General features: G+C 71.8%; 23 protein-coding genes. All 23 read left to right on the forward strand.

What is annotated here, in order from left to right; translation table 11 throughout:
• Nucleotides 1-79: 79 nt before the first annotated feature.
• A complete protein-coding gene (pyrR, locus tag RWH45_RS15495) occupies nucleotides 80-610 on the forward strand; it encodes a bifunctional pyr operon transcriptional regulator/uracil phosphoribosyltransferase PyrR (protein WP_315995760.1) in 531 nt (176 codons plus the stop codon).
• Complete coding sequence (locus RWH45_RS15500) at nucleotides 607-1,575, forward strand: aspartate carbamoyltransferase catalytic subunit (RefSeq protein WP_315995761.1); 969 nt, start codon at nucleotides 607-609, stop codon at nucleotides 1,573-1,575. Before pyrR ends, RWH45_RS15500 begins: the two co-directional genes overlap by 4 nt.
• The gene (locus RWH45_RS15505; RefSeq protein WP_315995762.1) at nucleotides 1,572-2,894 is read left to right on the forward strand and encodes a dihydroorotase; all 1,323 of its coding nucleotides are present in this window, start codon (nucleotides 1,572-1,574) and stop codon (nucleotides 2,892-2,894) included. Before RWH45_RS15500 ends, RWH45_RS15505 begins: the two co-directional genes overlap by 4 nt.
• Nucleotides 2,891-3,391 carry a PH-like domain-containing protein gene (locus tag RWH45_RS15510; protein ID WP_315995763.1) on the forward strand — a complete coding sequence of 167 codons (501 nt, stop codon included), beginning with the start codon at nucleotides 2,891-2,893 and terminating at the stop codon, nucleotides 3,389-3,391. Before RWH45_RS15505 ends, RWH45_RS15510 begins: the two co-directional genes overlap by 4 nt.
• Nucleotides 3,388-4,560 carry a glutamine-hydrolyzing carbamoyl-phosphate synthase small subunit gene (carA, locus tag RWH45_RS15515; RefSeq protein WP_315995764.1) on the forward strand — a complete coding sequence of 391 codons (1,173 nt, stop codon included), beginning with the start codon at nucleotides 3,388-3,390 and terminating at the stop codon, nucleotides 4,558-4,560. The genes RWH45_RS15510 and carA overlap by 4 nt, the downstream gene beginning before the upstream one ends.
• The gene (carB, locus tag RWH45_RS15520; protein WP_315995765.1) at nucleotides 4,553-7,840 is read left to right on the forward strand and encodes a carbamoyl-phosphate synthase large subunit; all 3,288 of its coding nucleotides are present in this window, start codon (nucleotides 4,553-4,555) and stop codon (nucleotides 7,838-7,840) included. Before carA ends, carB begins: the two co-directional genes overlap by 8 nt.
• Nucleotides 7,837-8,697 (forward strand): orotidine-5'-phosphate decarboxylase, encoded by an 861-nt coding sequence (gene pyrF / locus RWH45_RS15525; protein ID WP_315995766.1) that lies wholly within the window; start codon nucleotides 7,837-7,839, stop codon nucleotides 8,695-8,697. The genes carB and pyrF overlap by 4 nt, the downstream gene beginning before the upstream one ends.
• Nucleotides 8,690-9,595, forward strand: a complete 906-nt coding sequence (gmk, locus tag RWH45_RS15530) for a guanylate kinase (protein WP_315995767.1) — start codon at nucleotides 8,690-8,692, stop codon at nucleotides 9,593-9,595. The genes pyrF and gmk overlap by 8 nt, the downstream gene beginning before the upstream one ends.
• A 204-nt stretch (nucleotides 9,596-9,799) precedes the next feature.
• Complete coding sequence (gene rpoZ / locus RWH45_RS15535; protein ID WP_055837405.1) at nucleotides 9,800-10,054, forward strand: DNA-directed RNA polymerase subunit omega; 255 nt, start codon at nucleotides 9,800-9,802, stop codon at nucleotides 10,052-10,054.
• 93 nt (nucleotides 10,055-10,147) lie between these two features.
• Complete coding sequence (gene metK, locus RWH45_RS15540; RefSeq protein WP_315995768.1) at nucleotides 10,148-11,341, forward strand: methionine adenosyltransferase; 1,194 nt, start codon at nucleotides 10,148-10,150, stop codon at nucleotides 11,339-11,341.
• Nucleotides 11,342-11,462: 121 nt separating this feature from the next.
• A complete protein-coding gene (locus tag RWH45_RS15545) occupies nucleotides 11,463-13,445 on the forward strand; it encodes a primosomal protein N' family DNA-binding protein (RefSeq protein WP_315995769.1) in 1,983 nt (660 codons plus the stop codon).
• Nucleotides 13,446-13,491: 46 nt separating this feature from the next.
• Nucleotides 13,492-14,409, forward strand: a complete 918-nt coding sequence (gene fmt / locus RWH45_RS15550) for a methionyl-tRNA formyltransferase (RefSeq protein ID WP_315995770.1) — start codon at nucleotides 13,492-13,494, stop codon at nucleotides 14,407-14,409.
• Nucleotides 14,406-15,776 carry an RsmB/NOP family class I SAM-dependent RNA methyltransferase gene (locus tag RWH45_RS15555; RefSeq protein WP_315995771.1) on the forward strand — a complete coding sequence of 457 codons (1,371 nt, stop codon included), beginning with the start codon at nucleotides 14,406-14,408 and terminating at the stop codon, nucleotides 15,774-15,776. The genes fmt and RWH45_RS15555 overlap by 4 nt, the downstream gene beginning before the upstream one ends.
• A 159-nt stretch (nucleotides 15,777-15,935) precedes the next feature.
• On the forward strand, nucleotides 15,936-16,607 hold the full coding sequence (rpe, locus tag RWH45_RS15560) for a ribulose-phosphate 3-epimerase (RefSeq protein ID WP_315995772.1): 672 nt from the start codon (nucleotides 15,936-15,938) through the stop codon (nucleotides 16,605-16,607).
• 71 nt (nucleotides 16,608-16,678) lie between these two features.
• Entirely contained in the window at nucleotides 16,679-16,942 is a 264-nt protein-coding gene (locus RWH45_RS15565; RefSeq protein ID WP_094732978.1) for a phosphoribosyl-ATP diphosphatase, read from the forward strand.
• A 46-nt stretch (nucleotides 16,943-16,988) separates the two neighbouring features.
• Nucleotides 16,989-17,831, forward strand: a complete 843-nt coding sequence (gene hisG, locus RWH45_RS15570) for an ATP phosphoribosyltransferase (RefSeq protein WP_076675493.1) — start codon at nucleotides 16,989-16,991, stop codon at nucleotides 17,829-17,831.
• Entirely contained in the window at nucleotides 17,831-18,595 is a 765-nt protein-coding gene (gene hisF, locus RWH45_RS15575) for an imidazole glycerol phosphate synthase subunit HisF (protein ID WP_315995773.1), read from the forward strand. Before hisG ends, hisF begins: the two co-directional genes overlap by 1 nt.
• Nucleotides 18,592-18,930, forward strand: a complete 339-nt coding sequence (hisI, locus tag RWH45_RS15580) for a phosphoribosyl-AMP cyclohydrolase (protein ID WP_315995774.1) — start codon at nucleotides 18,592-18,594, stop codon at nucleotides 18,928-18,930. The genes hisF and hisI overlap by 4 nt, the downstream gene beginning before the upstream one ends.
• Nucleotides 18,930-19,517, forward strand: coding sequence for a Trp biosynthesis-associated membrane protein (locus RWH45_RS15585; protein ID WP_315995775.1), 588 nt, complete (start codon nucleotides 18,930-18,932; stop codon nucleotides 19,515-19,517). Before hisI ends, RWH45_RS15585 begins: the two co-directional genes overlap by 1 nt.
• A 104-nt stretch (nucleotides 19,518-19,621) precedes the next feature.
• Complete coding sequence (locus tag RWH45_RS15590; protein WP_116239751.1) at nucleotides 19,622-19,852, forward strand: DUF6704 family protein; 231 nt, start codon at nucleotides 19,622-19,624, stop codon at nucleotides 19,850-19,852.
• A 2-nt stretch (nucleotides 19,853-19,854) separates the two neighbouring features.
• Nucleotides 19,855-20,631, forward strand: a complete 777-nt coding sequence (trpC, locus tag RWH45_RS15595) for an indole-3-glycerol phosphate synthase TrpC (RefSeq protein ID WP_315995776.1) — start codon at nucleotides 19,855-19,857, stop codon at nucleotides 20,629-20,631.
• Nucleotides 20,628-21,971, forward strand: a complete 1,344-nt coding sequence (gene trpB / locus RWH45_RS15600) for a tryptophan synthase subunit beta (protein ID WP_315995777.1) — start codon at nucleotides 20,628-20,630, stop codon at nucleotides 21,969-21,971. The genes trpC and trpB overlap by 4 nt, the downstream gene beginning before the upstream one ends.
• Entirely contained in the window at nucleotides 21,968-22,759 is a 792-nt protein-coding gene (gene trpA, locus RWH45_RS15605) for a tryptophan synthase subunit alpha (protein WP_315995778.1), read from the forward strand. The genes trpB and trpA overlap by 4 nt, the downstream gene beginning before the upstream one ends.
• Nucleotides 22,760-22,768 lie beyond the last annotated feature (9 nt).

A 22,768-nucleotide genomic window follows, 5' to 3' on the forward strand; every position in this document is an offset into this window, starting at 1 on the left:
CCCCGCCCACCCGCTAAGCTGGTCGGCGAACCACAGCAACCTTTAACCCCGTCCCGTGAGGCGGAGAAGGGAGCGGCGGATGAATACGCGCACCGTCATGCACGATGCCGATATCGCCCGCGCTTTGACGCGCATCTCGCACGAGATCCTGGAGTCCAACAAAGGACCGGAAGGACTCGTCCTCCTCGGCATCCCGACCCGCGGCGTCACGCTCGCGAACCGGATCGGCCCCCTCGTCAGCGAGTTCGGGGGAGCGGCCATCCCGGTCGGATCCCTCGACGTGACGATGTACCGCGACGATCTGCACCGCAACCCCACGCGGGCCCCGCGCAAGACCGAGATCCCCGCCGGCGGCATCGACGGCAAGACCGTCGTGCTCATCGACGACGTGCTGTTCTCGGGGCGGAGCATCCGCGCCGCCCTCGACGCCCTGCAGGACATCGGACGCCCCGCCGCGGTGCGCCTGGCGACGCTGATCGACCGCGGCCACCGCGAGCTGCCGATCCGCCCCGACTTCGTCGGCAAGAACCTCCCGAGCGCTCGCGACGAGCGGGTCAACGTGCGTCTCGCCGAGATCGACGGCGTCGAGGAGGTGACGATCGAGTCATGAGGCACCTCCTCGACACCCAGCACCTCTCCCGCGCCGACGCGCTCGAGATCCTCGACGTCGCCGAGGACATGGCCGACACCCAGCGCCGCGAGATCAAGAAGCTCCCGACGCTGCGCGGCAAGACGGTCGTCAACCTCTTCTTCGAGGACTCCACGCGCACCCGCATCTCGTTCGAGGCCGCGGCCAAGCGTCTTTCCGCCGACGTCATCAACTTCTCGGCGAAGGGCTCTAGCGTCAGCAAGGGCGAATCGCTGCAGGACACCGCGCAGACGCTGCAGGCGATGGGGGCGGATGCCGTCGTCATCCGCCACGGAGCCTCCGGCGCACCCCGCACGCTCGCCACCAGCGGCTGGATCAGCGCGGGCGTGGTCAACGCGGGCGACGGCACGCACGAGCATCCCACTCAGGCACTGCTGGACGCGTTCACCATCCGCAAGCGCCTGCACGGCGACGACAGCCGCGGCCGCGACCTCGACGGCATCCGGGTCACGATCGTCGGCGACGTGCTGCACTCGCGCGTCGCCCGCTCGAACGTATGGCTGCTGCACACCCTCGGCGCGCACGTCACGCTGGTCGCCCCGCCGACGCTCGTGCCCCAGGACGTCAGCGGCTGGCCCGTCGAGGTGGACTACGACCTCGACCACGCGATCGCGGCCGGACCCGACGCGCTCATGATGCTCCGCATCCAGCTCGAGCGCATGTCGGCTGCGTATTTCCCGACTGAACGGGAGTATTCCCGCCGGTACGGTCTCGACGCGCGGCGTCTGCAGGCCCTCCCGGGCGGTAGCATCGTTCTACACCCCGGTCCGATGAACCGGGGCCTGGAGATCTCCGCCGAAGCCGCCGATTCCCCGCGCTCGACGGTGCTCGAGCAGGTCACGAACGGTGTCTCCGTGCGGATGGCCGTGCTGTACCTGCTGCTGGCGGGCGAGCGGCCCGACAGCGAGAGAGAGGACCTCCGATGAGCCACGCCACCCCCCAGACCCTTCTGGTGCGCGGCGCACGCGTCGAGGGTCAGGATGCCACCGACCTCCTCGTGAAGGACGGCGTCATCGCCGAGACCGGCTCCGGCCTCTCGCACGCGGGCGCCACGGTCGTCGACGCCGACGGGCTCATCGCCCTCCCGGGTCTCGTCGACCTGCACGTGCACCTGCGCGAGCCCGGCTACGAGGCGTCCGAGACGATCCTCACGGGCTCGCGCGCCGCGGCGGCGGGCGGGTTCACCACCGTCTTCGCGATGCCGAACACCTCGCCGGTCGCCGACACCGCCGGCGTGGTCGAGCAGGAGCTCGCCCTCGGCGAGGCCGCCGGCTACGTCCACGTGCAGCCGATCGGCGCCGTGACGGTGGGGCAGAAGGGCGAGCGCCTCGCCGAGCTCGGCGCGATGGCCGACTCCCGCGCGCGTGTCCGCGTCTTCAGCGACGACGGGTTCTGTGTCTTCGACCCGCTGATCATGCGCCGAGCCCTCGAGTACGTGAAGGCCTTCGACGGCGTCGTCGCGCAGCACGCGCAGGACCCGCGCCTCACCGAAGGCGCGCAGATGAACGAGGGCGCCGTCTCGGCCGAGCTGGGCCTCACCGGCTGGCCCGCGGTCGCCGAGGAGTCGATCATCGCGCGCGACGTGCTGCTGGCCGAGCACGTGGGCTCCCGCCTGCACGTGTGCCACCTGAGCACGGCGGGCTCGGTCGACATCATCCGCTGGGCCAAGAAGCGCGGCGTGAACGTGACCGCCGAGGTCACCCCGCACCACCTCCTGCTGACCGATGAGCTCGTGCGCGACTACGACGCGCGGTTCAAGGTCAACCCGCCGCTGCGCCGCGAGGAAGACGTCATGGCCGTGCGCGAGGGCCTCGCCGACGGCACGATCGACATCGTGGCGACCGATCACGCTCCGCACCCGACCGAGGCGAAGGCCTGCGAGTGGGCCGCCGCGGCGAACGGCATGGTGGGCCTCGAGAGCGCCCTGCGCGTGGTGCAGCAGGCAATGGTCGACACCGGGTTGCTCAGCTGGGCCGACGTGGCGCGGGTGATGTCGAAGACCCCCGCGCGGATCGGCCGCCTCGAGGGGCACGGCACCTCCGTCGCGGAGGGCCGGCCGGCCTCGTTCACCCTGTACGACCCGCGCCCCTCGCGCACGTTCGTGCTCGACGACCTGCGTGGCCGGAGCAAGAACTCCCCGTACCTCGGCCGAGAGCTCCCGGGAGAGGTGCGCTGGACCGTGCGCTCCGGCATCCCCACCGTCGTCGACGGTTCCGTTCTCGACACCCCGGGAGTGCTCGCGTGAGCAAAGAGGGTGCCCTGCTCGTCATGATCGGCGTCGCCGTCGCGCTCCTCGCGGTTCTCGCGTGGGCGTGGTGGCGACGAACGCGGCGCGATGCGCGCTACTCCGCCCCGGTGGGGGAGCTGCCCGCGGACGCTGTCGAGACGGCGGTGTTCCCGGGGCTCTACGTCGCCACGACCCGTCATGACGAGCCGCTCGAGCGTCTCGCTGTCAAGGGCCTCGGCTTCCGCTCCCGCGTCGACGTCACGGTCACCTCGGCCGGCGTCGCCCTCGACCTCCCGGGCCAGCCCCGCATCGCGCTCAACCGTGACCGCCTGGTGGACGCCGCCCAGGCCACCGTCGCCATCGACCGCGTGGTCGAGGCAGGCGGCCTCACGCGCGTCACCTGGCGCATCGACGACGACACGATCGTCGACACCTACCTCCGTCCTCAGGACGCCTCGGCCAAATCACTGGCCGACGCCATCCGCCCCCTCACCTCGACAGGAAGCGACGCATGACCTCCCTGATCCCTTCCGCGCTCTCCGCGCGGGAACCGGCCGTCCTCGTGCTCGAAGACGGCACCCGCTACACCGGCCGCGCTTACGGCGCACGCGGCGAGACCCTCGGCGAGGTCGTCTTCGCCACCGGCATGACCGGGTACCAGGAAACGATCACCGACCCCTCGTACGCGGGCCAGATCGTGCTGCAGACCGCCCCCCACATCGGCAACACCGGCGTGAACGACGAAGACCCCGAGTCGCGGCGCATCTGGGTCGCCGGTTACGTCGTGCGCGACCCCTCGCGCATGGTGTCGAACTGGCGCGCGAACCGCTCGCTCGACGAGGCGCTCGTCGAAGACGGCATCGTGGGCATCTCGGGCATCGACACCCGCGCCGTCACCCGCCGCATCCGCTCCTCGGGCAGCATGCGCGGCGGCGTCTTCTCCGGCGAGGCCGCGAGCCTGGATGCCGAGGAGCAGCTGCGTCGCGTGCGCGAGGCTCCGGGCATGGCGGGCCGCAACCTCTCGGCCGAGGTCTCGGTCACCGAGGTCGAGGTGACCCCCGCGACCGCGGAGCGCATCGGCAACCTGGCGGTGCTCGATCTGGGCGTGAAGAAGTCGACCATCGACAACCTCGCCGCGCGCGGCTTCGACGTGCACGTGTTCCCCCAGTCCGCCACGATCGACGAGATCCGCGCGATCGAGCCGGTCGCGGCGTTCTACTCGAACGGCCCCGGCGACCCCGCGGCATCCGACCAGCACGTGGAGCTCCTGCGCGAGGTGCTCAGCGACGGCCTGCCCTTCTTCGGCATCTGCTTCGGCAACCAGCTTCTGGGCCGCGCCCTCGGTTTCGGCACCTACAAGCTGCCGTTCGGACACCGCGGCATCAACCAGCCCGTGCTCGACAAGACCACCGGCCGCGTCGAGATCACGTCGCAGAACCACGGCTTCGCCGTCGACGCGCCGCTCGACGCCGTCATCGACAGCCCGAACGGCTTCGGCCGGGTCGAAGTGAGCCACATCGGCCTCAACGACAACGTCGTCGAGGGTCTGCGCGCCCTCGACATCCCCGCGTTCAGCGTGCAGTACCACCCCGAGGCCGCCTCGGGTCCGCACGACGCCAACTACCTGTTCGACCGCTTCCGCGACATGGTGATCGCGACCCAGGAGACCAAGACCAATGCCTAAGCGCGACGACATCACCTCCGTCCTCGTCATCGGCTCCGGCCCGATCGTCATCGGTCAGGCCTGCGAGTTCGACTACTCCGGCACCCAGGCGTGCCGCGTGCTGCGCGAAGAAGGCGTGCGCGTCATCCTCGTCAACTCCAACCCGGCGACGATCATGACCGACCCCGACTTCGCCGACGCGACGTACATCGAGCCCATCACCCCCGAGGTGATCGAGTCGATCATCGCCAAGGAGAAGCCGGATGCCGTGCTCCCCACCCTCGGCGGACAGACGGCCCTGAACGCGGCGATCCAGCTGCACAAGCGCGGCATCCTCGAGAAGTACGACGTCGAGCTCATCGGCGCCGACTTCGACGCGATCAACCGCGGTGAGGACCGCCAGATCTTCAAGGAGCTCGTGCTCGAGGCGGGCGCCGACGTCGCGGCATCCGTCATCTGCCACTCGATGGACGAGCTGCTGGCCGGAGCCGAGAAGCTCGGCTACCCGCTGGTCGTGCGTCCGTCCTTCACCATGGGCGGCCTCGGCTCCGGCTTCGCGTACGACGAGGCTGACCTCCGCCGCATCGGCGGTGCGGGCCTGCACGACTCGCCCACCAACGAGGTGCTGCTCGAGGAGTCGATCCTCGGGTGGAAGGAGTACGAGCTCGAGCTCATGCGCGACACCGCCGACAACACGGTGGTCGTCTGCTCGATCGAGAACGTCGACCCGGTCGGCGTGCACACGGGCGACTCGATCACGGTGGCTCCCGCGCTCACCCTGACCGACCGCGAGTACCAGCGCCTGCGCGACATCGGCATCGACATCATCCGCGCGGTGGGCGTCGACACCGGTGGCTGCAACATCCAGTTCGCCGTCGACCCCCAGACCGGCCGCATCATCGTCATCGAGATGAACCCGCGCGTGTCGCGGTCGAGCGCGCTCGCGTCGAAGGCGACGGGCTTCCCGATCGCCAAGATCGCGGCCAAGCTCGCCATCGGCTACCGGCTCGATGAGATCCCCAACGACATCACCAAGGTCACCCCGGCGAGCTTCGAGCCCACGCTCGACTACGTCGTGGTCAAGGTGCCGCGGTTCAACTTCGAGAAGTTCCCCGCCGCCGACACCACGCTGACGACCACCATGAAGTCGGTCGGCGAGGCGATGGCGATCGGCCGCAACTACTCCACGGCCCTGCAGAAGGCGCTGCGCTCGCTCGAGAAGCGCGGCTCCAGCTTCCACTGGGGCGAGGAGTCCCGCTCGGTCGAGGAGCTGCTCGAGATCGCGAAGACCCCGACCGACGGCCGCATCGTTGTGCTGCAGCAGGCGCTGCGCAAGGGCGCGACGCCCGAGCAGGCGTTCGACGCCACGGCGATCGACCCGTGGTTCATCGACCAGATGGTGCTGATCAACGAGGTCGCGGAGTTCATCGCGCAGGCCGACGAGCTGGATGCCGACACCCTCCGCGTCGCGAAGGAGCACGGTTTCAGCGACGCCCAGATCGCCGAGATCCGCGAGCTCGACGAGACGGCGGTGCGCGAGGCCCGCTACGCGCTCGACGTGCGCCCGGTCTACAAGACGGTCGACACGTGCGCGGGGGAGTTCCCGGCCCTGACGCCGTACCACTACTCCTCGTACGACGCCGAGACCGAGGTCACCCCCTCCGACCGCACGAAGGTCGTCATCATCGGCTCGGGCCCCAACCGCATCGGCCAGGGCGTCGAGTTCGACTACTCGTGCGTGCACGCCTCGTTCGCCCTGTCGGACGCCGGTTACGAGACCGTCATGGTCAACTGCAACCCCGAGACCGTGTCGACCGACTACGACACGTCCGACCGCCTGTACTTCGAGCCGCTGACGCTCGAGGACGTGCTCGAGGTGCTGCACGCCGAGAGCCAGTCGGGCACGATCCTCGGCGTCGTCTGTCAGCTCGGCGGACAGACACCTCTGGGCCTCGCGAAGGGCATCGAGGCCGCGGGCTACACGATCCTCGGGACCAGCCCCGAGGCGATCGACCTCGCCGAGGAGCGCGAGCTGTTCTCGCGCCTGCTCGACGACGCCGGCCTCGTCGCACCCCGCAACGGCACCGCGATCGACGTCGAGGGCGCCGTGCAGGTGGCCGAGGAGATCGGCTACCCCGTGCTCGTGCGCCCGAGCTTCGTGCTCGGCGGACGCGGCATGGAGATCGTCTACTCGACCGAGGCGCTGCGCGACTACTTCGTGCGCGTGGCCGATCAGGCGATCATCGGACCCGGCCTGCCGCTCCTGGTCGACCGCTTCCTCGACGACGCGATCGAGCTCGACGTCGACGCGCTGTACGACGGCACCGACCTGTACATCGGCGGCGTCATGGAGCACCTCGAGGAGGCCGGCATCCACTCCGGCGATTCCTCCTGCACGCTGCCGCCCGTCTCGCTCGGCCGCACCGAGGTCGACCGCGTCCGCGAGGCGACGCTCGCGATCGCGAAGGGCGTCGGCGTCCGCGGCCTGCTCAACGTGCAGTTCGCGATCTCGGCGGGAGTCCTCTACGTCATCGAGGCGAACCCCCGCGCGAGCCGCACGGTGCCGTTCGTCTCGAAGGCACTCGGCATCCCGCTCGCGAAGGCCGCCAGCCGCATCATGGCCGGTAACACCATCGCCGAGCTCATTGCCGAGGGACTGCTGCCCGAACAGGACGGCTCGCGCGTGCCGCTCGATGCGCCGGTCGCCGTCAAGGAGGCCGTGCTGCCGTTCAAGCGGTTCCGCACCGCCGACGGGCACACCGTCGACTCGGTCCTCGGACCCGAGATGCGTTCGACGGGCGAGGTCATGGGCATCGACCGCGACTTCCCGACCGCGTTCGCGAAGTCGCAGGAGGCCGCGTACGGCGGCATGCCGACCTCGGGCACCGTGTTCATCTCAGTCGCCGACGCCGACAAGCGCGCCGTCATCCTGCCCGCCCACCGCCTCCAGGAGCTCGGCTTCCAGCTCATGGCGACCGAGGGCACGGCCGAGATCCTCGCGCGCAACGGCATCCGGGTGAAGGTCGTCGAGAAGTACTCCGAGACGCAGGGCTCCGGCCAGCAGAACGTGGTCGACCTGATCAACGCCGGCGAGATCGACATGATCGTCAACACGCCCTCCGGCGGCACCGCGCGCGCCGACGGCTACGAGATCCGCGCCGCCGCCGTGGCCGCCGACAAGGCGCTGTTCACCACGATGGCCGTCCTCGGCGCCGCGGTGAGCGCTCTCGGCGCCATGAAGGACGGCTTCGCGGTGCGCAGCCTCCAGGAGCACGCCACCGACCGCGCGGGACGCCTGTGAGCGACACGTTCGGTCAGCGCCTTCACGCCGCCCTCGACCTGCACGGCGCCCTGTGCGTCGGCATCGACCCCCACGCCGCCCTCCTGTCGGCGTGGGGGCTGGATGCCACGGCCGAGGGCGCGCGGGAGTTCGGCCTGCGCACGGTCGAGGCCGCGCGGGGGAGGGTCGGCGTGGTCAAGCCGCAGGTGGCGTTCTACGAGCGCTACGGCTCCCGCGGCTTCGCCGCCCTCGAGGACGTCATGGCCGCCGCCCGCGACGCGGGGCTCATCGTGATCGCCGACGCCAAGCGCGGTGACATCGGCACGACGATGGAGGGCTACGCCCACGCGTGGCTCGAGCCCGGTTCTCCCCTCGAAGCGGATGCCGTGACGCTGACGCCCTACATGGGTGCCGACTCGCTGCGCGACACGCTGTCCCTCGCGGTGCGCCACGGCAAGGGGGCGTTCGTCCTCACCGCGACGAGCAACCCCGAGGCCCTCGCGCTGCAGAGCGCGATCGTCGACGACGCCCTCGCCATCGGCGACCACGAGCACGTGGCGGCGCGGGTCGCCCGCGACGTCAACGAGGCCAATGTCGGCGCCCCCGGCGCCCTCGGTCCCGTCGGAGTCGTGGTGGGGGCCACCGTCGACCGTGCGGCCTTCGGTCTCGGCGACGTGGCCCTCGCGGGCATGCCGATCCTCGCGCCCGGCTTCGGCGCTCAGGGAGCCGCGCCCGCCGACCTCGGCCGACTCTTCGGATACGTGGCCTCGGCCGTCGTCGCCAACGAGAGCCGAAGCATCCTCGCGGTCGGGCCCGAACGCCTCGCCGCCCGCATCGACGAGCGCGCCGCGCTCTACCGGGAGTCCCTGCATGGCTGAAACCCGTCGTCCGCCCGAGGTCGACCGCGCCGCCGCCTCGCGCCGAGCCGTCGAAGCGCGGCGCGAACGCGCCGCGCTGAAGCGCGACGTCTCCACCCGCGTGATCTCGCCGCAGGAACTGCTGCGCCGGGGCCTGGCCGACCCGCTGTCGCCGGCCGGGGCGATGCGTGTCACCGAGTTCCTCACCGCGATCCCGGCGATCGGCGAGAGCAAGCGCGACCGCATCCTGGCCTCCCTCGGAATCTCGCCCGTGAAGCGGCTCGGCGGTCTCGGCACCCGCCAGCGCGACGCGCTCCGCGACTTCCTCGACACGCGGTGGCCCGAGCCGGGGCCGCGCGACGGACGCAGCCGCCTCATCGTGCTCGCCGGGCCCACGGCCGTCGGCAAGGGCACGGTTGCCGCGCACATCAAGGAGAACTACCCGGAGATCCACCTGTCGGTGTCGGCGACCACGCGCACCGCGCGCCCGGGTGAGGTCGAGGGCGAGCACTACTACTTCGTCGACGACGCGGAATTCGACCGCCTGGTCGCGTCGGGGGAGCTGCTGGAGTGGGCCGTCGTGCACAACAAGAACCGCTACGGGACCCCGCGCGCTCCCATCGAGCGCGTCCTCGCCGAGGGGGGCACCGCCCTGCTCGAGATCGATCTGCAGGGCGCGCGTCAGGTGCGCGCGGCCGACCCGTCGGCGACCCTGGTGTTCCTCCTGCCGCCGAGCTGGGACGAGCTCGTCCAGCGCCTGGTCGGGAGGGGGACGGAGGATGCCGAGGAGCGCGCCCGGCGCCTGCGCACGGCCCGCGTCGAGCTCGCCGCGCAGAACGAGTTCGACTACCGGGTGGTGAACGACGAGGTGGCGCACGCCGCCGCCCAGGTCGTCGCCCTCGCCGCCGCTCAGCACTGACCGGGGCCTGAACCGGGTTCGCGGCGGATTCCCGTCATCCGGGCGTGGAAGATCCGCCCCGGACGGCGTGACCCGTCCCGAACCCGCGAGCCCGACCCACCCGACCGCCCTCGGCACGAGCCGCGCGGGCGTCGGCTAGAATAAGAGGATGCTTCGGCGCTCCAGCGCCGCATCCACCCCATCCGCCGAACCAGGAGGTTCCCCATGGCCGGACGTGACAAGGGCATCATCGACCCGCCCATCGACGCTCTGCTCGACAAGGTCGACTCGAAGTACCAGCTCGTCATCTACGCGTCCAAGCGCGCGCGTCAGATCAACGACTACTACTCCGACCTGCACGAGGGCAACCTCTTCGACAACGTCGGCCCGCTCGTCGACTCCACCGTCGAAGACAAGCCGCTGACGATCGCTCTGCACGAGATCCACGAGGACAAGCTGCGCCTTCGCGCCGCCGAGTGATCTGTTCACAGATGTGACGATGCCCCGGGCGGCCTGGCGCCGCCCGGGGCATACTTGTGCCCGTTCCCCGCTCGCAACCACCCCGGAGTCGTCTTGACCGACCTGCGCCTGTTCACGTCCGAGTCCGTCACCGAAGGACACCCCGACAAGATCTGCGACCAGATCTCCGACAGCATCCTCGACGCCATCCTCACCGACGACCCCACCGGTCGCGTGGCCGTCGAGACCCTCGTCACGACGGGGCTCGTGCACGTCGCCGGCGAGGTGTCGACGAGCGCCTACGTCGAGATCCCCGCGATCGTGCGCGACGTGGTCAATCGCATCGGCTACACCTCGAGCGACACCGGCTTTGACGGGGAGTCGTGCGGGGTCAGCGTGTCGATCGGCGCGCAGTCGTCCGATATCGCCGCGGGCGTCAACAAGGCGTTCGAGCAGCGCGAGCGCGGCTCCGTCGACCCCCGTGATCTCCAGGGCGCGGGTGACCAGGGCATCATGTTCGGCTTCGCCACGAACGAGACGCCCCAGCTCATGCCGATGGCCGCGTGGACCGCCCACCGCATCGCCGAGCGCCTGGCATCCGTCCGCAAGAGCGGCGCGCTGCCCTTCCTCCGCCCCGACGGCAAGACGCAGGTGACCCTCGGCTACGACGGCTTCACCCCGCGCACCGTCGACTCGGTCGTGCTCTCCACGCAGCACCACCCCGACATCTCGCAGGAAGACCTGCGCGCCGAGGTGCAGGCGGCGGTCATCGACCCGGTGCTGGCCGAGACGGGTCTCGAGCTGCCCGACGTGAAGTACTACATCAACCCCGCGGGACCGTTCGTCATCGGAGGGCCCAAGGGCGACGCCGGGCTCACCGGCCGCAAGATCATCATCGACACCTACGGCGGGGCCTCGCGTCACGGCGGTGGCGCCTTCAGCGGAAAGGACCCGTCGAAGGTCGACCGCTCCGCGGCCTACGCCATGCGGTGGGTCGCCAAGAACGCGGTGGCAGCGGGCCTGGCCGACCGTCTCGAGGTGCAGGTCGCCTACGCGATCGGCAAGGCGAACCCCGTCGGTCTGTACGTCGAGTCGTTCGGAACGGCGCACGTAGCCGACGACGTCATCGTGCGGGCCATTCGCGACGTGTTCGACCTGCGACCTGCCGCGATCGTCGAGCAGCTCGACCTGCTGCGTCCGATCTACGCGCAGACGGCGACCTACGGCCACTTCGGCCGCGAGCTCTCCGACTTCACGTGGGAGCGCACCGACCGCGTCGACGAGCTGCGCACCTCCGCCGGACTCTGACGGTGGGTGGGGGAGAGCACCCCGCCCGCGTCGAGGGTGCGTGCCAGGGAGGCTCGCGCGGTGACGCGGCCGCTGCCGGCCGCCCGGCTGCTGAGCGGGCCCGCGGCGAGGATGCGCGCTCATGAGCGAGCGCCGCGTCGCGCGCGTGCAGCTCGAGTCGCCCGTCCCTCAACTCGACCGCCTGTTCGACTACGCCATCCCGCACCCCCTCGTCGCCGACGTGGCACCGGGGGTGCGGGTCAAGGTGCCCCTGCGGTCCGCCGGTCGCATGATGGAGGCGTTCGTCGTCGAGGTCGTCGCCGACGACGGCACCGAACGTCCGCTCTCCTCCGTCGAGGCGGTCGTGTCCACGACGCCCGTGCTGCCGGCACGCCTGTACACGCTCGCTCGGCGCGTCGCCGATCGCGCGGCGGGTTCGGTCAGCGACATCCTGCGTCTGGCCGTGCCCAAGCGCATGGTCCGCGCCGAGAAGGCGTGGGCGGCGGCCCCCGCACCCGAGACGCCCGACGTCGTCCCCGCCGCGCGCGACCACGCCGACAGCGTCCTCGGCGCGTATCCCGGCCTCGGCGCCGCCCTCGACGCGGGCGAGCGCCTCGCGGTCGACGCCCCGCCGCACCCGCACCCCGAGCTGCCACGCGGCGCCTGGGCCGACCTCCTCGCCGCCGCCGCGACGCGCACGCTGGCACGCGGCCGGAGCGCTGTGCTGATCGTGCCCGACTACCGCGACCAAGCACAGCTGCTGGCGGCCCTGGCCGAGCTCGTGCCCGCGGAGGCGATCGTCCGCGACGACGCCGACCAGTCGGGTCCCGCGCGCTACGGGCAGTATCTGCGCACCCTCGCCCCCGTCCCGTGCATCGTCGTCGGACGTCGCTCGGCGGTGTACGCCCCCGCGCACGACACGGGCCTGGTCGCGCTGTGGGACGACGGCGATTCGCTGCTCGCCGAACCGCTCTCGCCGGGCGTGCACGCGCGCGACGCCGCCCTCGTGCGACAGGAGATCGAGCACTCGGCGCTCGTATTCGCCGGACACACGCGCACCTCCGACGTTCAGCGACTGGTCGACGTCGGCTACGTGCGCGAGGTGCCCCAGGCACGACGCCCCAGCCCCCGTGTGGTGCTGAGTGCGACGCGCGAGGGCGAGCAGCGGCAGTCCCGCGTCCCGTCCTCGGCCTTCGCCGCCGCGCGCGAAGCCCTGCAGCACGGACCGGTGCTCGTGCAGGTCGCGCGTCCGGGCTACGCGCCGTCGCTCGTGTGCGCCGACTGCCGCCGGCCCGCGCGGTGCCCGCACTGCGCGGGTCCCCTCCGCGCCGCCCGCCCCGGGGCGACGCCGGTGTGCGCGTGGTGCGGCCGCAGCGCGCACGCGTGGTCGTGCGGCCACTGCGGGTCGGTCAAACTGCGCATGGCCTCTTCGGGCAGCGAGCGCACGGCCGATGAGCTCGGCCGGGCCTTCCCGAACACACGGGTGATCGTCGCCGACGGCGCGCACCAGGTCGCCGAGGTGGATGCCGCCCCGGCCCTGGTGATCGCGACGCGCGGCGCCGAACCGCTCGCGCGCGGCGGGTACCGCGCCGTGATCCTGCTCGACGGCGACCGCATGCTGCAGAACGAGGCGCTGCGCATCGGGGAGCACTGCCTGCGCTGGTGGTCGAACGCCGCGGCCCTCGCCGCGCCCGGCGCGCCCGTTCACCTCGTCGGCGTCGCCGGGCCCGTCGCGCGGGCGCTCGCGACCTGGACGCAGCCGGCCTACGCCCGCGCCGAGCTCGCGGACCGCGCGCCGCTGCGGATGCCCCCGGCCGTCCGCGTGGCGAGCGTCGACGGACACGCTCGGAGCGTCGACACGCTCCTCGCCTCCCTCCGTGAGACGGTGCCCGATCTCGACGCCCTCGCCGTCCTGGGGCCGGTCGACACCTCGACAGACCCCGACACCGCGACGGCCCGCGCGCTCGTGCGCTTCGACTACGCCCACGGCCGCGCGGTCGCGGAGGCGCTGCGCGCGGGAGTCATCGCCGACGCGCTGCGGGCGCGCAAGTCGCGCAAAGATCGCGGTCCCCGCCCGCGCAGTACGCTCAGAGTCCGCCTCGACATCCCCGAGCCCGACCTCTGAGCGCGCCCCCACCCATCCGCCCGCTTCCGAGAGTCTGAGGAGAACCATGCGCCTCGTCTTCGCCGGCACCCCCGCCGTCGCCGTCCCGTCGCTCCGCGCCCTGGCATCCGGTCCCCATGAGATCGCCGCGGTCGTCACGCGCAGCGACGCCCCGCTCGGACGAAAGCGCGTCCTGACGCCGTCGCCGGTCGCCCAGGCCGCCGACGAGCTCGGCCTGCCCGTCATCAAGGCCGATCGCCTCGACGCCGACGCCACGGCCCGCATCGCCGCGCTCGAGCCGCACCTCGGCGTGATCGTCGCCTATGGCGGTCTCGTGCGCGAGCCGCTGCTCTCGACCCCCGATCGCGGCTGGATCAACCTGCACTTCTCGCTGCTGCCGCGCTGGCGTGGAGCCGCCCCCGTGCAGCGCGCGCTCATCGCGGGCGACGCCGTCACGGGAGCCAGCGTGTTCCAGCTCGTCGCCGCCCTCGACGCCGGCGACGTCTTCGCCGAGGAGCGGTACGAGGTCCCGTCGGGGGCGACCTCGGCGGACCTCCTGGACGCCCTCGCCGACATCGGCGCTCCTCTGCTCGCGCGCGTCGTCGACGGGATCGCCGACGGCACCGCCGTCGCGGCCCCGCAGGAGGGCGAGCCCACCCTCGCCCCGAAGCTCACCCTCGACGACGGCGCCCTCGATCTCACCCGCGACGCAGCCTCGCTCCTGCACCAGATCGCGGGCGTCACCCCCGAGCCCGGGGCCCACACCACGTTCGACGGCGCCCGATTCAAGGTGCTGCGCGCGTCGGCGTCGGACGCACCGCCCCTTCCGCCCGGCCGGGTCACGGCATCCGGCAAAGAGGTCGTCGTGGGCACGGGCACTTCGCCGCTGCGTCTCGAGACGGTTCAGCCGGCCGGCAAGGGCGCGATGAACGCGGGCGACTGGTTCCGAGGCCTGCGCACCGACCAGCCGGTGCTGGGCGCATGAGCGTTCAGGGAGCACGCGCGGCGGCCTACGAGGTGCTGCGGGCCGTCTCGGGAGACGAGGCCTACGCCAATCTGCTGCTGCCGCACGCGATCGCCCGGCAGGGTCTGGATGCCAAGGACGCCGGCCTCGCGACCGAGCTGACGTACGGCACCCTCCGCCGTCGCGGCACGTACGACGCGATCATCGCGATCGCCGCCGATCGCACGGTCGACCGCATCGATCCCGCCGTCCTCGATGCGCTCCGCCTCGGCGTCCATCAACTGCTGTCGACGCGCGTCGCCTCGCACGCGGCGGTCAACGAGTCGGTCGAGCTCGCCCGCCGGAACGGGGGCGGGCGCGGTGCCGCCGGGTTCGCCAACGCCGTGCTGCGTCGCGTGTCGCGCGACAACCCGGGGCACTGGATGGAGCGCGTCGCCGAGGGGGCGCGCAGCGACGACGAGCGCATCGGCCTGACGACCTCGCACCCGGTGTGGATCGTGCGGGCCCTGCGTCGCGCTCTGACCGCCGAGGGACGCGCGGATGAGCTCCCCGGACTGCTCGAGGCCGACAACGTCGCTCCGCGCGTGGCGATGATCGCCCTCCCGGGCCTCGCCGAGGTCCCCGACGACGCCACCCCCGCGCGCTTCGCGCCGACGGCGTTCACCACGCGCGGGGGCGACCCCGAGCACCTGATCCGCGAGACGGGCGGACGTGTCCGCGTGCAGGACGAGGGCTCGCAGCTCGCCGCCCTGGCGCTCAGCCGGGCGCTGCCCGTGCGCGAGGGGGAGCGCTGGCTCGACCTGTGCGCCGGCCCCGGAGGCAAGACCGCCCTGCTGGCCGCGGAGGCCCTCGCCCACGGGGCCCGACTGGATGCCAACGAGATCGCGCCGGCGCGAGCGGGACTCGTGCGGCAGGCCGTGGCATCCGTCCCCCTCGAGGTCGAGGTGAGCGAGGAGGACGGGCGCGAGCGCGCGGCCCGCGCGGCGGGGGAATACGACCGCATCCTCGTCGACGCCCCCTGCACCGGGATCGGAGCCCTGCGCCGACGGCCCGAGGCGCGCTGGCGCAAGACGCCGGCCGACGTGCCCGATCTCACCGAGCTGCAGCGCGAGCTCGTGCTCGCGGCGTTCGAGGCCCTGAAGCCGGGCGGGGTGCTGGCGTACGTCACGTGCTCCCCGCACCTGGCCGAGACCTCCGGAGTGCTGGCCGAGGTGACGCGGACGCTCGGCGACGCGGCGGAGGAGCTCGACGCCCGCGCCGTCGTGCGCGCCGTGGCGGTCGACGACATCGACCTGCCGGAGCAGGCCGACGGCTCGCTCCGCGCTCAACTGTGGCCGCACCGCCACGGCACGGATGCCATGTCGATCGCCCTCCTCCGCAAGCGCTGACGCGCCCGCGCGCCGCGCCGCGCCCCGCCTCCACGCACGCATAAACGGCATCCGTGCCCGGAAACGCTCCCGCAGCGCGTTTCTGAGCACGAATGCCGTTTATGGAGCCGGGCATCGACGGAACCGGCACGCGCAGGGTCACACGCCCATAATGGTCGGGTGCCTACCGACGCCCCGCGCATCAACCCGAGCATCCTGGCCGCCGACTTCGTGAACATGGAGGCCGAGCTCGCGCGCATCGCGGGAGCCGACTTCGTGCACGTCGACGTGATGGACAACCACTTCGTGCCGAATCTCACCTTCGGTCCGCAGATGGTCGGTCGCATCCAGGAGACGAGCCCCGTGCCGCTGGACGTGCACCTCATGATCGACGACCCCGACCGCTGGGCTCCCGCGTACGCCGAGCTCGGTGCGGCATCCGTCACCTTCCATCTCGAGGCGGCGGCATCCCCGGTCGCCCTCGCCCGCCAGCTGCGCGCGATCGGTGCGCGCGCGGGCGTCGCCGTCAAGCCCGGCACGCCGGTCGAGAACCTGTTCGATTCGCTCAACGAGTTCGACCAGATCCTCGTCATGACCGTCGAGCCGGGGTTCGGCGGCCAATCGTTCATGCCCGAGACGATGCCGAAGCTGCGTGCCCTGGCCGACGAGGCGAAACGACGCGGGTCGAGCGTCTGGCTGCAGGTCGACGGGGGCATCGGCGAAGCGACGATCGCCCAGGCCGCCGAGGCCGGGGCCGACACGTTCGTCGCGGGTTCCGCGGTGTTCGGCGCCGACGACCCCGACCGCGCGATCCAGTCGCTGCGCGCCTCCGCCGCCCGCCACCGCCACTGACCGCGCGTTCGTCACCGCCCCCCAGCCGCCCCGCGACAACCCCACCCCCGTCGACCCGATACCCTGGAGGGGTGAAGACCTTCGACGACCTGTTCGCGGAACTCAGCGCCAAGGCCGTCGAGCGACCCGAAGGCTCCGGCACCGTCGCGCAACTCGACGCCGGCGTGCACGCGATCGGCAAGAAGATCGTGGAAGAGGCCGCCGAGGTGTGGATGGCCGCCGAGTACGAGTCCGACGAGGCCGCGGCCGAGGAGATCTCGCAGCTGCTCTACCACCTGCAGACCCTCATGCTCGCGAAGGGGCTGTCGCTCGAAGACGTCTACCGACATCTCTGAGCCGCACTCGCCCTCCCCACGCTCACACAACACGAAAGCCCCCGTCATGCTGCGAATCGCCGTGCCGAACAAGGGGTCGCTCGCCGAGACCGCCGCCGAGATGCTCTCGGAGGCCGGATACACCGGACGACGCGACTCGAAAGACCTGTACACGGTCGACCCCGTCAACGAGGTCGAGTTCTTCTACCTGCGTCCCCGTGACATTGCGACCTACGTCGGCTCCGGCGCGCTGGACGTCGGCATCACCGGTCGCGACCTGCTGCTCGACGCCCGCATGCCCGGCGCGCGAGAGGTCGAGTCCCTCGGCTTCGCCGGCTCCACCTTCCGCTTCGCGGGTCGCCCCGGCCGCTTCACCGACGTGCAGGACCTCCAGGGTCTCCGCGTCGCGACGGCCTACCCGGGCCTGGTCGACGCCTTCCTCGACGAGCGCGGCATCGCCGTCGACATCGTGCCGCTCGACGGCGCGGTCGAGTCGGCCGTGCAGCTCGGAGTGGCGGATGCCGTGGCCGATGTCGTCTCGACCGGCACGACGCTGCGCCAGGCCGGGCTCGAGATCTTCGGACCGGTCCTGCTCGAGAGCGACGCCGTGCTGATCGCCGGTCCGCAGGAGGCCGACGGCACCGAGACGCTGCTGCGACGCCTGCGGGGTGTCCTCGCCGCCCGCAAGTACGTGCTCATCGACTACGACCTGCCCGCCGCCCTCGTCGAGCAGGCGGTCGCGGTGGCCCCGGGTCTGGAATCGCCCACGATCTCGCCGCTGCGCGACCCCGAGTGGGTCGCCGTGCGGGTGATGAGCCCGCGCCGAGACGTCAACCAGGTCATGGACGCGCTCTACGCGATCGGCGCGCGAGCGATCCTCGTCACCGAGATCCTCGCCGCGAGGCTCTGATGACCCTCGCGCGTCGCGTCATCCCCTGCCTCGACGTCGCCGCGGGCCGCGTCGTGAAGGGCGTCAACTTCCTCGACCTGCGCGACATGGGCGACCCTGTCGAGCTCGCGAAGCTCTACTTCGACCAAGGCGCCGACGAGGTCACGTTCCTCGACGTCACCGCCACCGTCGACGAGCGCTCCACCACCTACGACGTCGTGCGCCGCACGGCCGAGCAGGTCTTCATCCCGCTCACCGTGGGCGGGGGAGTGCGCTCGAGCGACGACGTCGCACGACTCCTCGCCGTCGGCGCCGACAAGATCGGCGTCAACTCCGCCGCGATCGCCCGTCCGCAGCTCATCGACGAGATCGCCGACCGCTTCGGCGCCCAGGTCGTCGTGCTCTCGCTCGACGTCAAGCGGGCGGCATCCACCCCGTCCGGCTTCGTGGTGACCACCCACGGCGGCCGCACCGAGACGACCCTCGACGCGCTCGAGTGGGCGCGCGAGGCCGTCGAGCGCGGAGCCGGCGAACTGCTGGTGAACTCGATCGACGCCGACGGCACCAAGCAGGGCTTCGACCTCGAGCTCGTGCGCCTCATGCGCCAGGTCGCCGCGGTCCCGGTCATCGCCTCCGGCGGTGCGGGCGCGCTCGAACACTTCGCCCCTGCCGTGCAGGCCGGTGCCGACGCGGTGCTGGCGGCATCCGTGTTCCACTCCGGTCAGCTGACGGTCGGAGAGGTCAAAGACGCCATGGCCGCCGACGGGATCGAGGTGCGCCGATGAGCGTCGACCGTGTCACCTACAACGCCGACGGTCTGGTTCCCGCCGTCATCCAGCAGTTCGACACGCGCGAGGTGCTGATGATGGGGTGGATGGATGCCGAGGCCCTGAACCGCACCCTCACCAGCGGCCGCGTCACCTTCTGGTCCCGCTCGCGTCAGGAGTACTGGCGCAAGGGGGACACCTCCGGGCACATCCAGATCGTGAAGGGCGCGCGCCTAGACTGCGACGGCGACACACTGCTCATCGAGGTCGACCAGATCGGCGCCGCGTGCCACACCGGCGACCACACGTGCTTCGACGCCGACGACCTGCACGCCGTCGTGGGGGAGCGCTGATGCGACGCGCCCGCTCCCTGGCGGTGCTCGCGATGCTCGCCGCGGGGGCGATCGGCGTCATCGCGTCGACGCAGACGTGGATCGACGTCACCCTCGACGACGGTGCGCAGCAGACCATCGCCGTCTCCGGCGCGGACGCCCTCCCCGTGCTGACCCCCCTCAGCCTCGCCGCCCTGGCCCTGGGCGCGGCCCTGTCGATCGTCGGCCCCGTGCTGCGGTACCTGTTCGGAGTGCTCGGCATCCTGATCGCGGGTCTCGTGGGCGTCGGAACCGCGCAGCTGCTGTTCGCCACCCCCGTCTCGGCGACGGCCGCGGCGGTCACCGAGGCGACGGGGATCTCGGGGACGGATGCCGTCGCCTCGCTCGTCAGCGGCCTGTCACTCACCCCCTGGCCCGCCGTGACGCTGGTGGCCCAGGTCGTCCTCGCCGCGGCGGCCGTCTTTACGCTCGTCACCGCGCGCCGATGGGCCTCGGGCGCGAGCCGCAAGTACCGCACGGCCGAGGAGGCCGGCACCGCCACCGGTCGACCCCACGACGCGATCGACTCGTGGGACGACCTCTCCCGCGGCGACGACCCCACGGCCTGAGACCGACCTCGCGACATCGAGACGACGGCGGGAGAGGCCCACCGCGCTTCGATAGACTGGTCGAACGCTTTCCCCCGCGCCCGCGCGCGACTGTTAGGAGTCCCATGAGCAACCCCATCGGCGATCCCGGCCACGGACACTCGCCCGCCGCCTGGACGGCCGTGATCATCATGCTGGTCGCCTTCACGCTCGGCACGCTGTTCTTCTGGCTCGACATGCCGGTGCTGGTGTGGGCGTCGGTGGGTCTGCTCGTCGTCGGCGCCATCGTCGGCTGGGCCATGACCAAGGCCGGTTACGGCGCGAACGGCGCGAAGTCCAACCCGAAGGCGCACTGACCGTGCTGGCCGATCTGACGGCCGGAGCGGTGGAGGATGCCGAGCAGCGCGCCCAGACGCGCTCGCTCGCCGATGTCGAACGCGACGCCCTCGCGCAGACCCCGGCCCGTGACGCGCTGGCCATGCTGGCCCCCGCCGACCGGGTGAAGGTCATCGCCGAGGTCAAGCGCGCGAGCCCCTCGCGCGGCGACCTCGCGTCGATCCCGGATCCCGCGCGACAGGCGCGCCTGTACGAGGAGGGCGGCGCTTCGGCGATCTCCGTGCTCACGGAGGGCCGCAAGTTCAAGGGGAGCCTCGCCGACCTCGAGGCCGTCCGTGCCGCGGTGAGCGTCCCCGTGCTGCGCAAGGACTTCATCGCCACGCCCTACCAGGTGCTCGAGGCTCGCGCGTCGGGCGCCGATCTGGTGCTGCTCATCGTCGCCGCACTCGACGACAAGACGCTCGGCGAGCTGTACGGTCTCGTCACCGACCTGGGCATGACCGCCCTCGTCGAGACGCACTCGGCCGACGAGCTGGAACGGGCCTCGCAGCTCGGGGCGAAGCTCATCGGCGTCAACGCCCGCAACCTCTCGACGTTCGAGCTCGACCGCGACCTGTTCGGCTCGCTCGCCGATCGCTTCCCGACCGATGCGATCAAGATCGCCGAATCCGCCGTGCTCGCCCCCGCCGACGTCGCCCACTACCGCGCCGCCGGCGCCGACGTGGTGCTCGTCGGCGAGGCCCTCGTGACCGGCGACCCCGTCGCCACCCTCCGCGCGTTCCTCCAGGAGACGTCATGACCACCGTTCCCGTCCAGAAGCTGCGCGACCAGAAGGGGCCGTTCTTCGGCGACTTCGGCGGGCGCTACATGCCCGAGTCGCTCATCGCCGCGATCGACGAGCTCACCGAGGTCTACGAGTCGGCCATGGCCGACCCGGAGTTCCACGCCGAGTTGAGCGCCCTGCTGCACGACTACGCGGGTCGCCCCTCGGTGCTCACCGAGGTGCCGCGCTTCGCCGAGCACGCGGGGGGCGCACGCGTCTTCCTCAAGCGCGAAGACCTCAATCACACCGGCTCGCACAAGATCAACAACGTGCTCGGCCAGGCGCTGCTCACCAAGCGCCTCGGCAAGACGCGCGTGATCGCCGAGACCGGAGCCGGTCAGCACGGCGTCGCCACCGCGACCGCGGCCGCGCTGTTCGGTCTCGACTGCGTGATCTACATGGGCGAGGTCGACACCGAGCGTCAGGCGCTCAACGTCGCGCGCATGCGCCTGCTGGGCGCCGAGGTCGTGCCGGTCACGACGGGGTCGCGCACCCTCAAGGACGCGATCAACGAGGCCTACCGCGACTGGGTCGCGTCGGTCGAGACCACCAACTACATCTTCGGCACCGCGGCGGGCCCGCACCCGTTCCCGGCGATGGTGCGCGACTTCCAGAAGATCATCGGCGAAGAGACGCGCGCCGAGTTCCTCGAACGACTCGGTCGCCTTCCGGATGCCGTTCTCGCCTGCGTCGGCGGCGGATCCAACGCCATCGGCATGTTCGACGCCTTCCTCGACGACGAGGGCGTGGCCCTCTACGGCGTCGAAGCGGCGGGCGACGGCGTCGACACCCCCAAGCACGCGGCGTCCATCGGTCGGGGTCGCCCGGGCGTCCTCCACGGCGCGCGCACCTACGTCCTGCAGGACGAAGACGGTCAGACCACCGAATCGCACTCGATCTCGGCCGGCTTGGACTACCCCGGCGTCGGCCCCGAGCACGCGTGGCTCGCCGACATCGGCCGTGCCCAGTACATCCCGGCCACCGACGACGAGGCCATGCAGGCCCTGCGCCTGCTCTCGCGCACCGAGGGCATCATCCCCGCGATCGAGTCCGCGCACGCCCTCGCGGGCGCCCTGCGCATCGGGCGCGAGCTCGGCCCGGATGCCGTCATCGCGATCAACCTCTCCGGCCGCGGCGACAAGGACATGGACACCGCCGCCCGGTACTTCGACCTCTACGACGCGGAGCACGCGCCGGAGATGGCCGAGGGCCGTGCGCAGACGCGCGCCGCCGAGACCGTGGCATCCGCTCCCGGATCCCCGGTCGACGTCGCGCCGGCGCCCGACGCGGCCAGCGGTGCGGGGGTCGAGCTATGACCTCGCGCGTCGCCACGGCGATCGAGGCCGCCCACGCGGACGGTCGCGGCGCGTTCGTCGGCTACCTGCCCGCCGGCTACCCCGACGTCGCCACGAGCATCGAGGCGGCCGTCGCCCTCGCCGAGGCCGGCGCCGATGTCATCGAGCTCGGACCGCCCTACAGCGATCCCGTCATGGACGGCCTGGTCATCCAGGAGGCGACGCAGACGGCGCTGGCAGGCGGCTTCCGCATGCGCGACCTCTTCACGATCATCCGCGAGGTCACGGCGCGCACCGACGTGCCCATCCTCGTCATGACGTACTGGAACCTCGTCGAGCAGTACGGCGTCGACCGATACGCCGACGAACTGGTCGCCGCCGGGGGAGCGGGCCTCATCACGCCCGACATCACCCCCGACGCGGGCGAGGCCTGGATCGCGGCGAGCGAGCGCACGGGGCTCGACCGCGTCTTCCTCGCCGCTCCCACCTCGTCGGACGAGCGCTTGAAGATGATCGTCGACGCCTCCACGGGCTTCGTGTACACCGTGTCGACGATGGGCATCACGGGGGAGCGCGCTTCTCTCGACGCCGCCGCGCGGGGTCTCGTGGAGCGGCTGCGGGCGTTCGGGGTGCAGCACGCGTGCGTGGGTATCGGCATCTCCAACGCCGAGCAGGTCGCCGGTGTCGTCGAGTACGCCGACGGCGCGATCGTCGGCACCGCGCTGGTCAAGGCGCTGCGCGACGGCGGTGTCGACGGCCTCTCCTCCCTCGCGAGGGAGCTGTCCGCGGGCGCCGTTCAGCGCGCCTAGACTCGTCTG

This window comes from Microbacterium galbum (assembly GCF_032464915.1).
In the GTDB taxonomy this organism is placed as follows: domain Bacteria; phylum Actinomycetota; class Actinomycetes; order Actinomycetales; family Microbacteriaceae; genus Microbacterium; species Microbacterium galbum.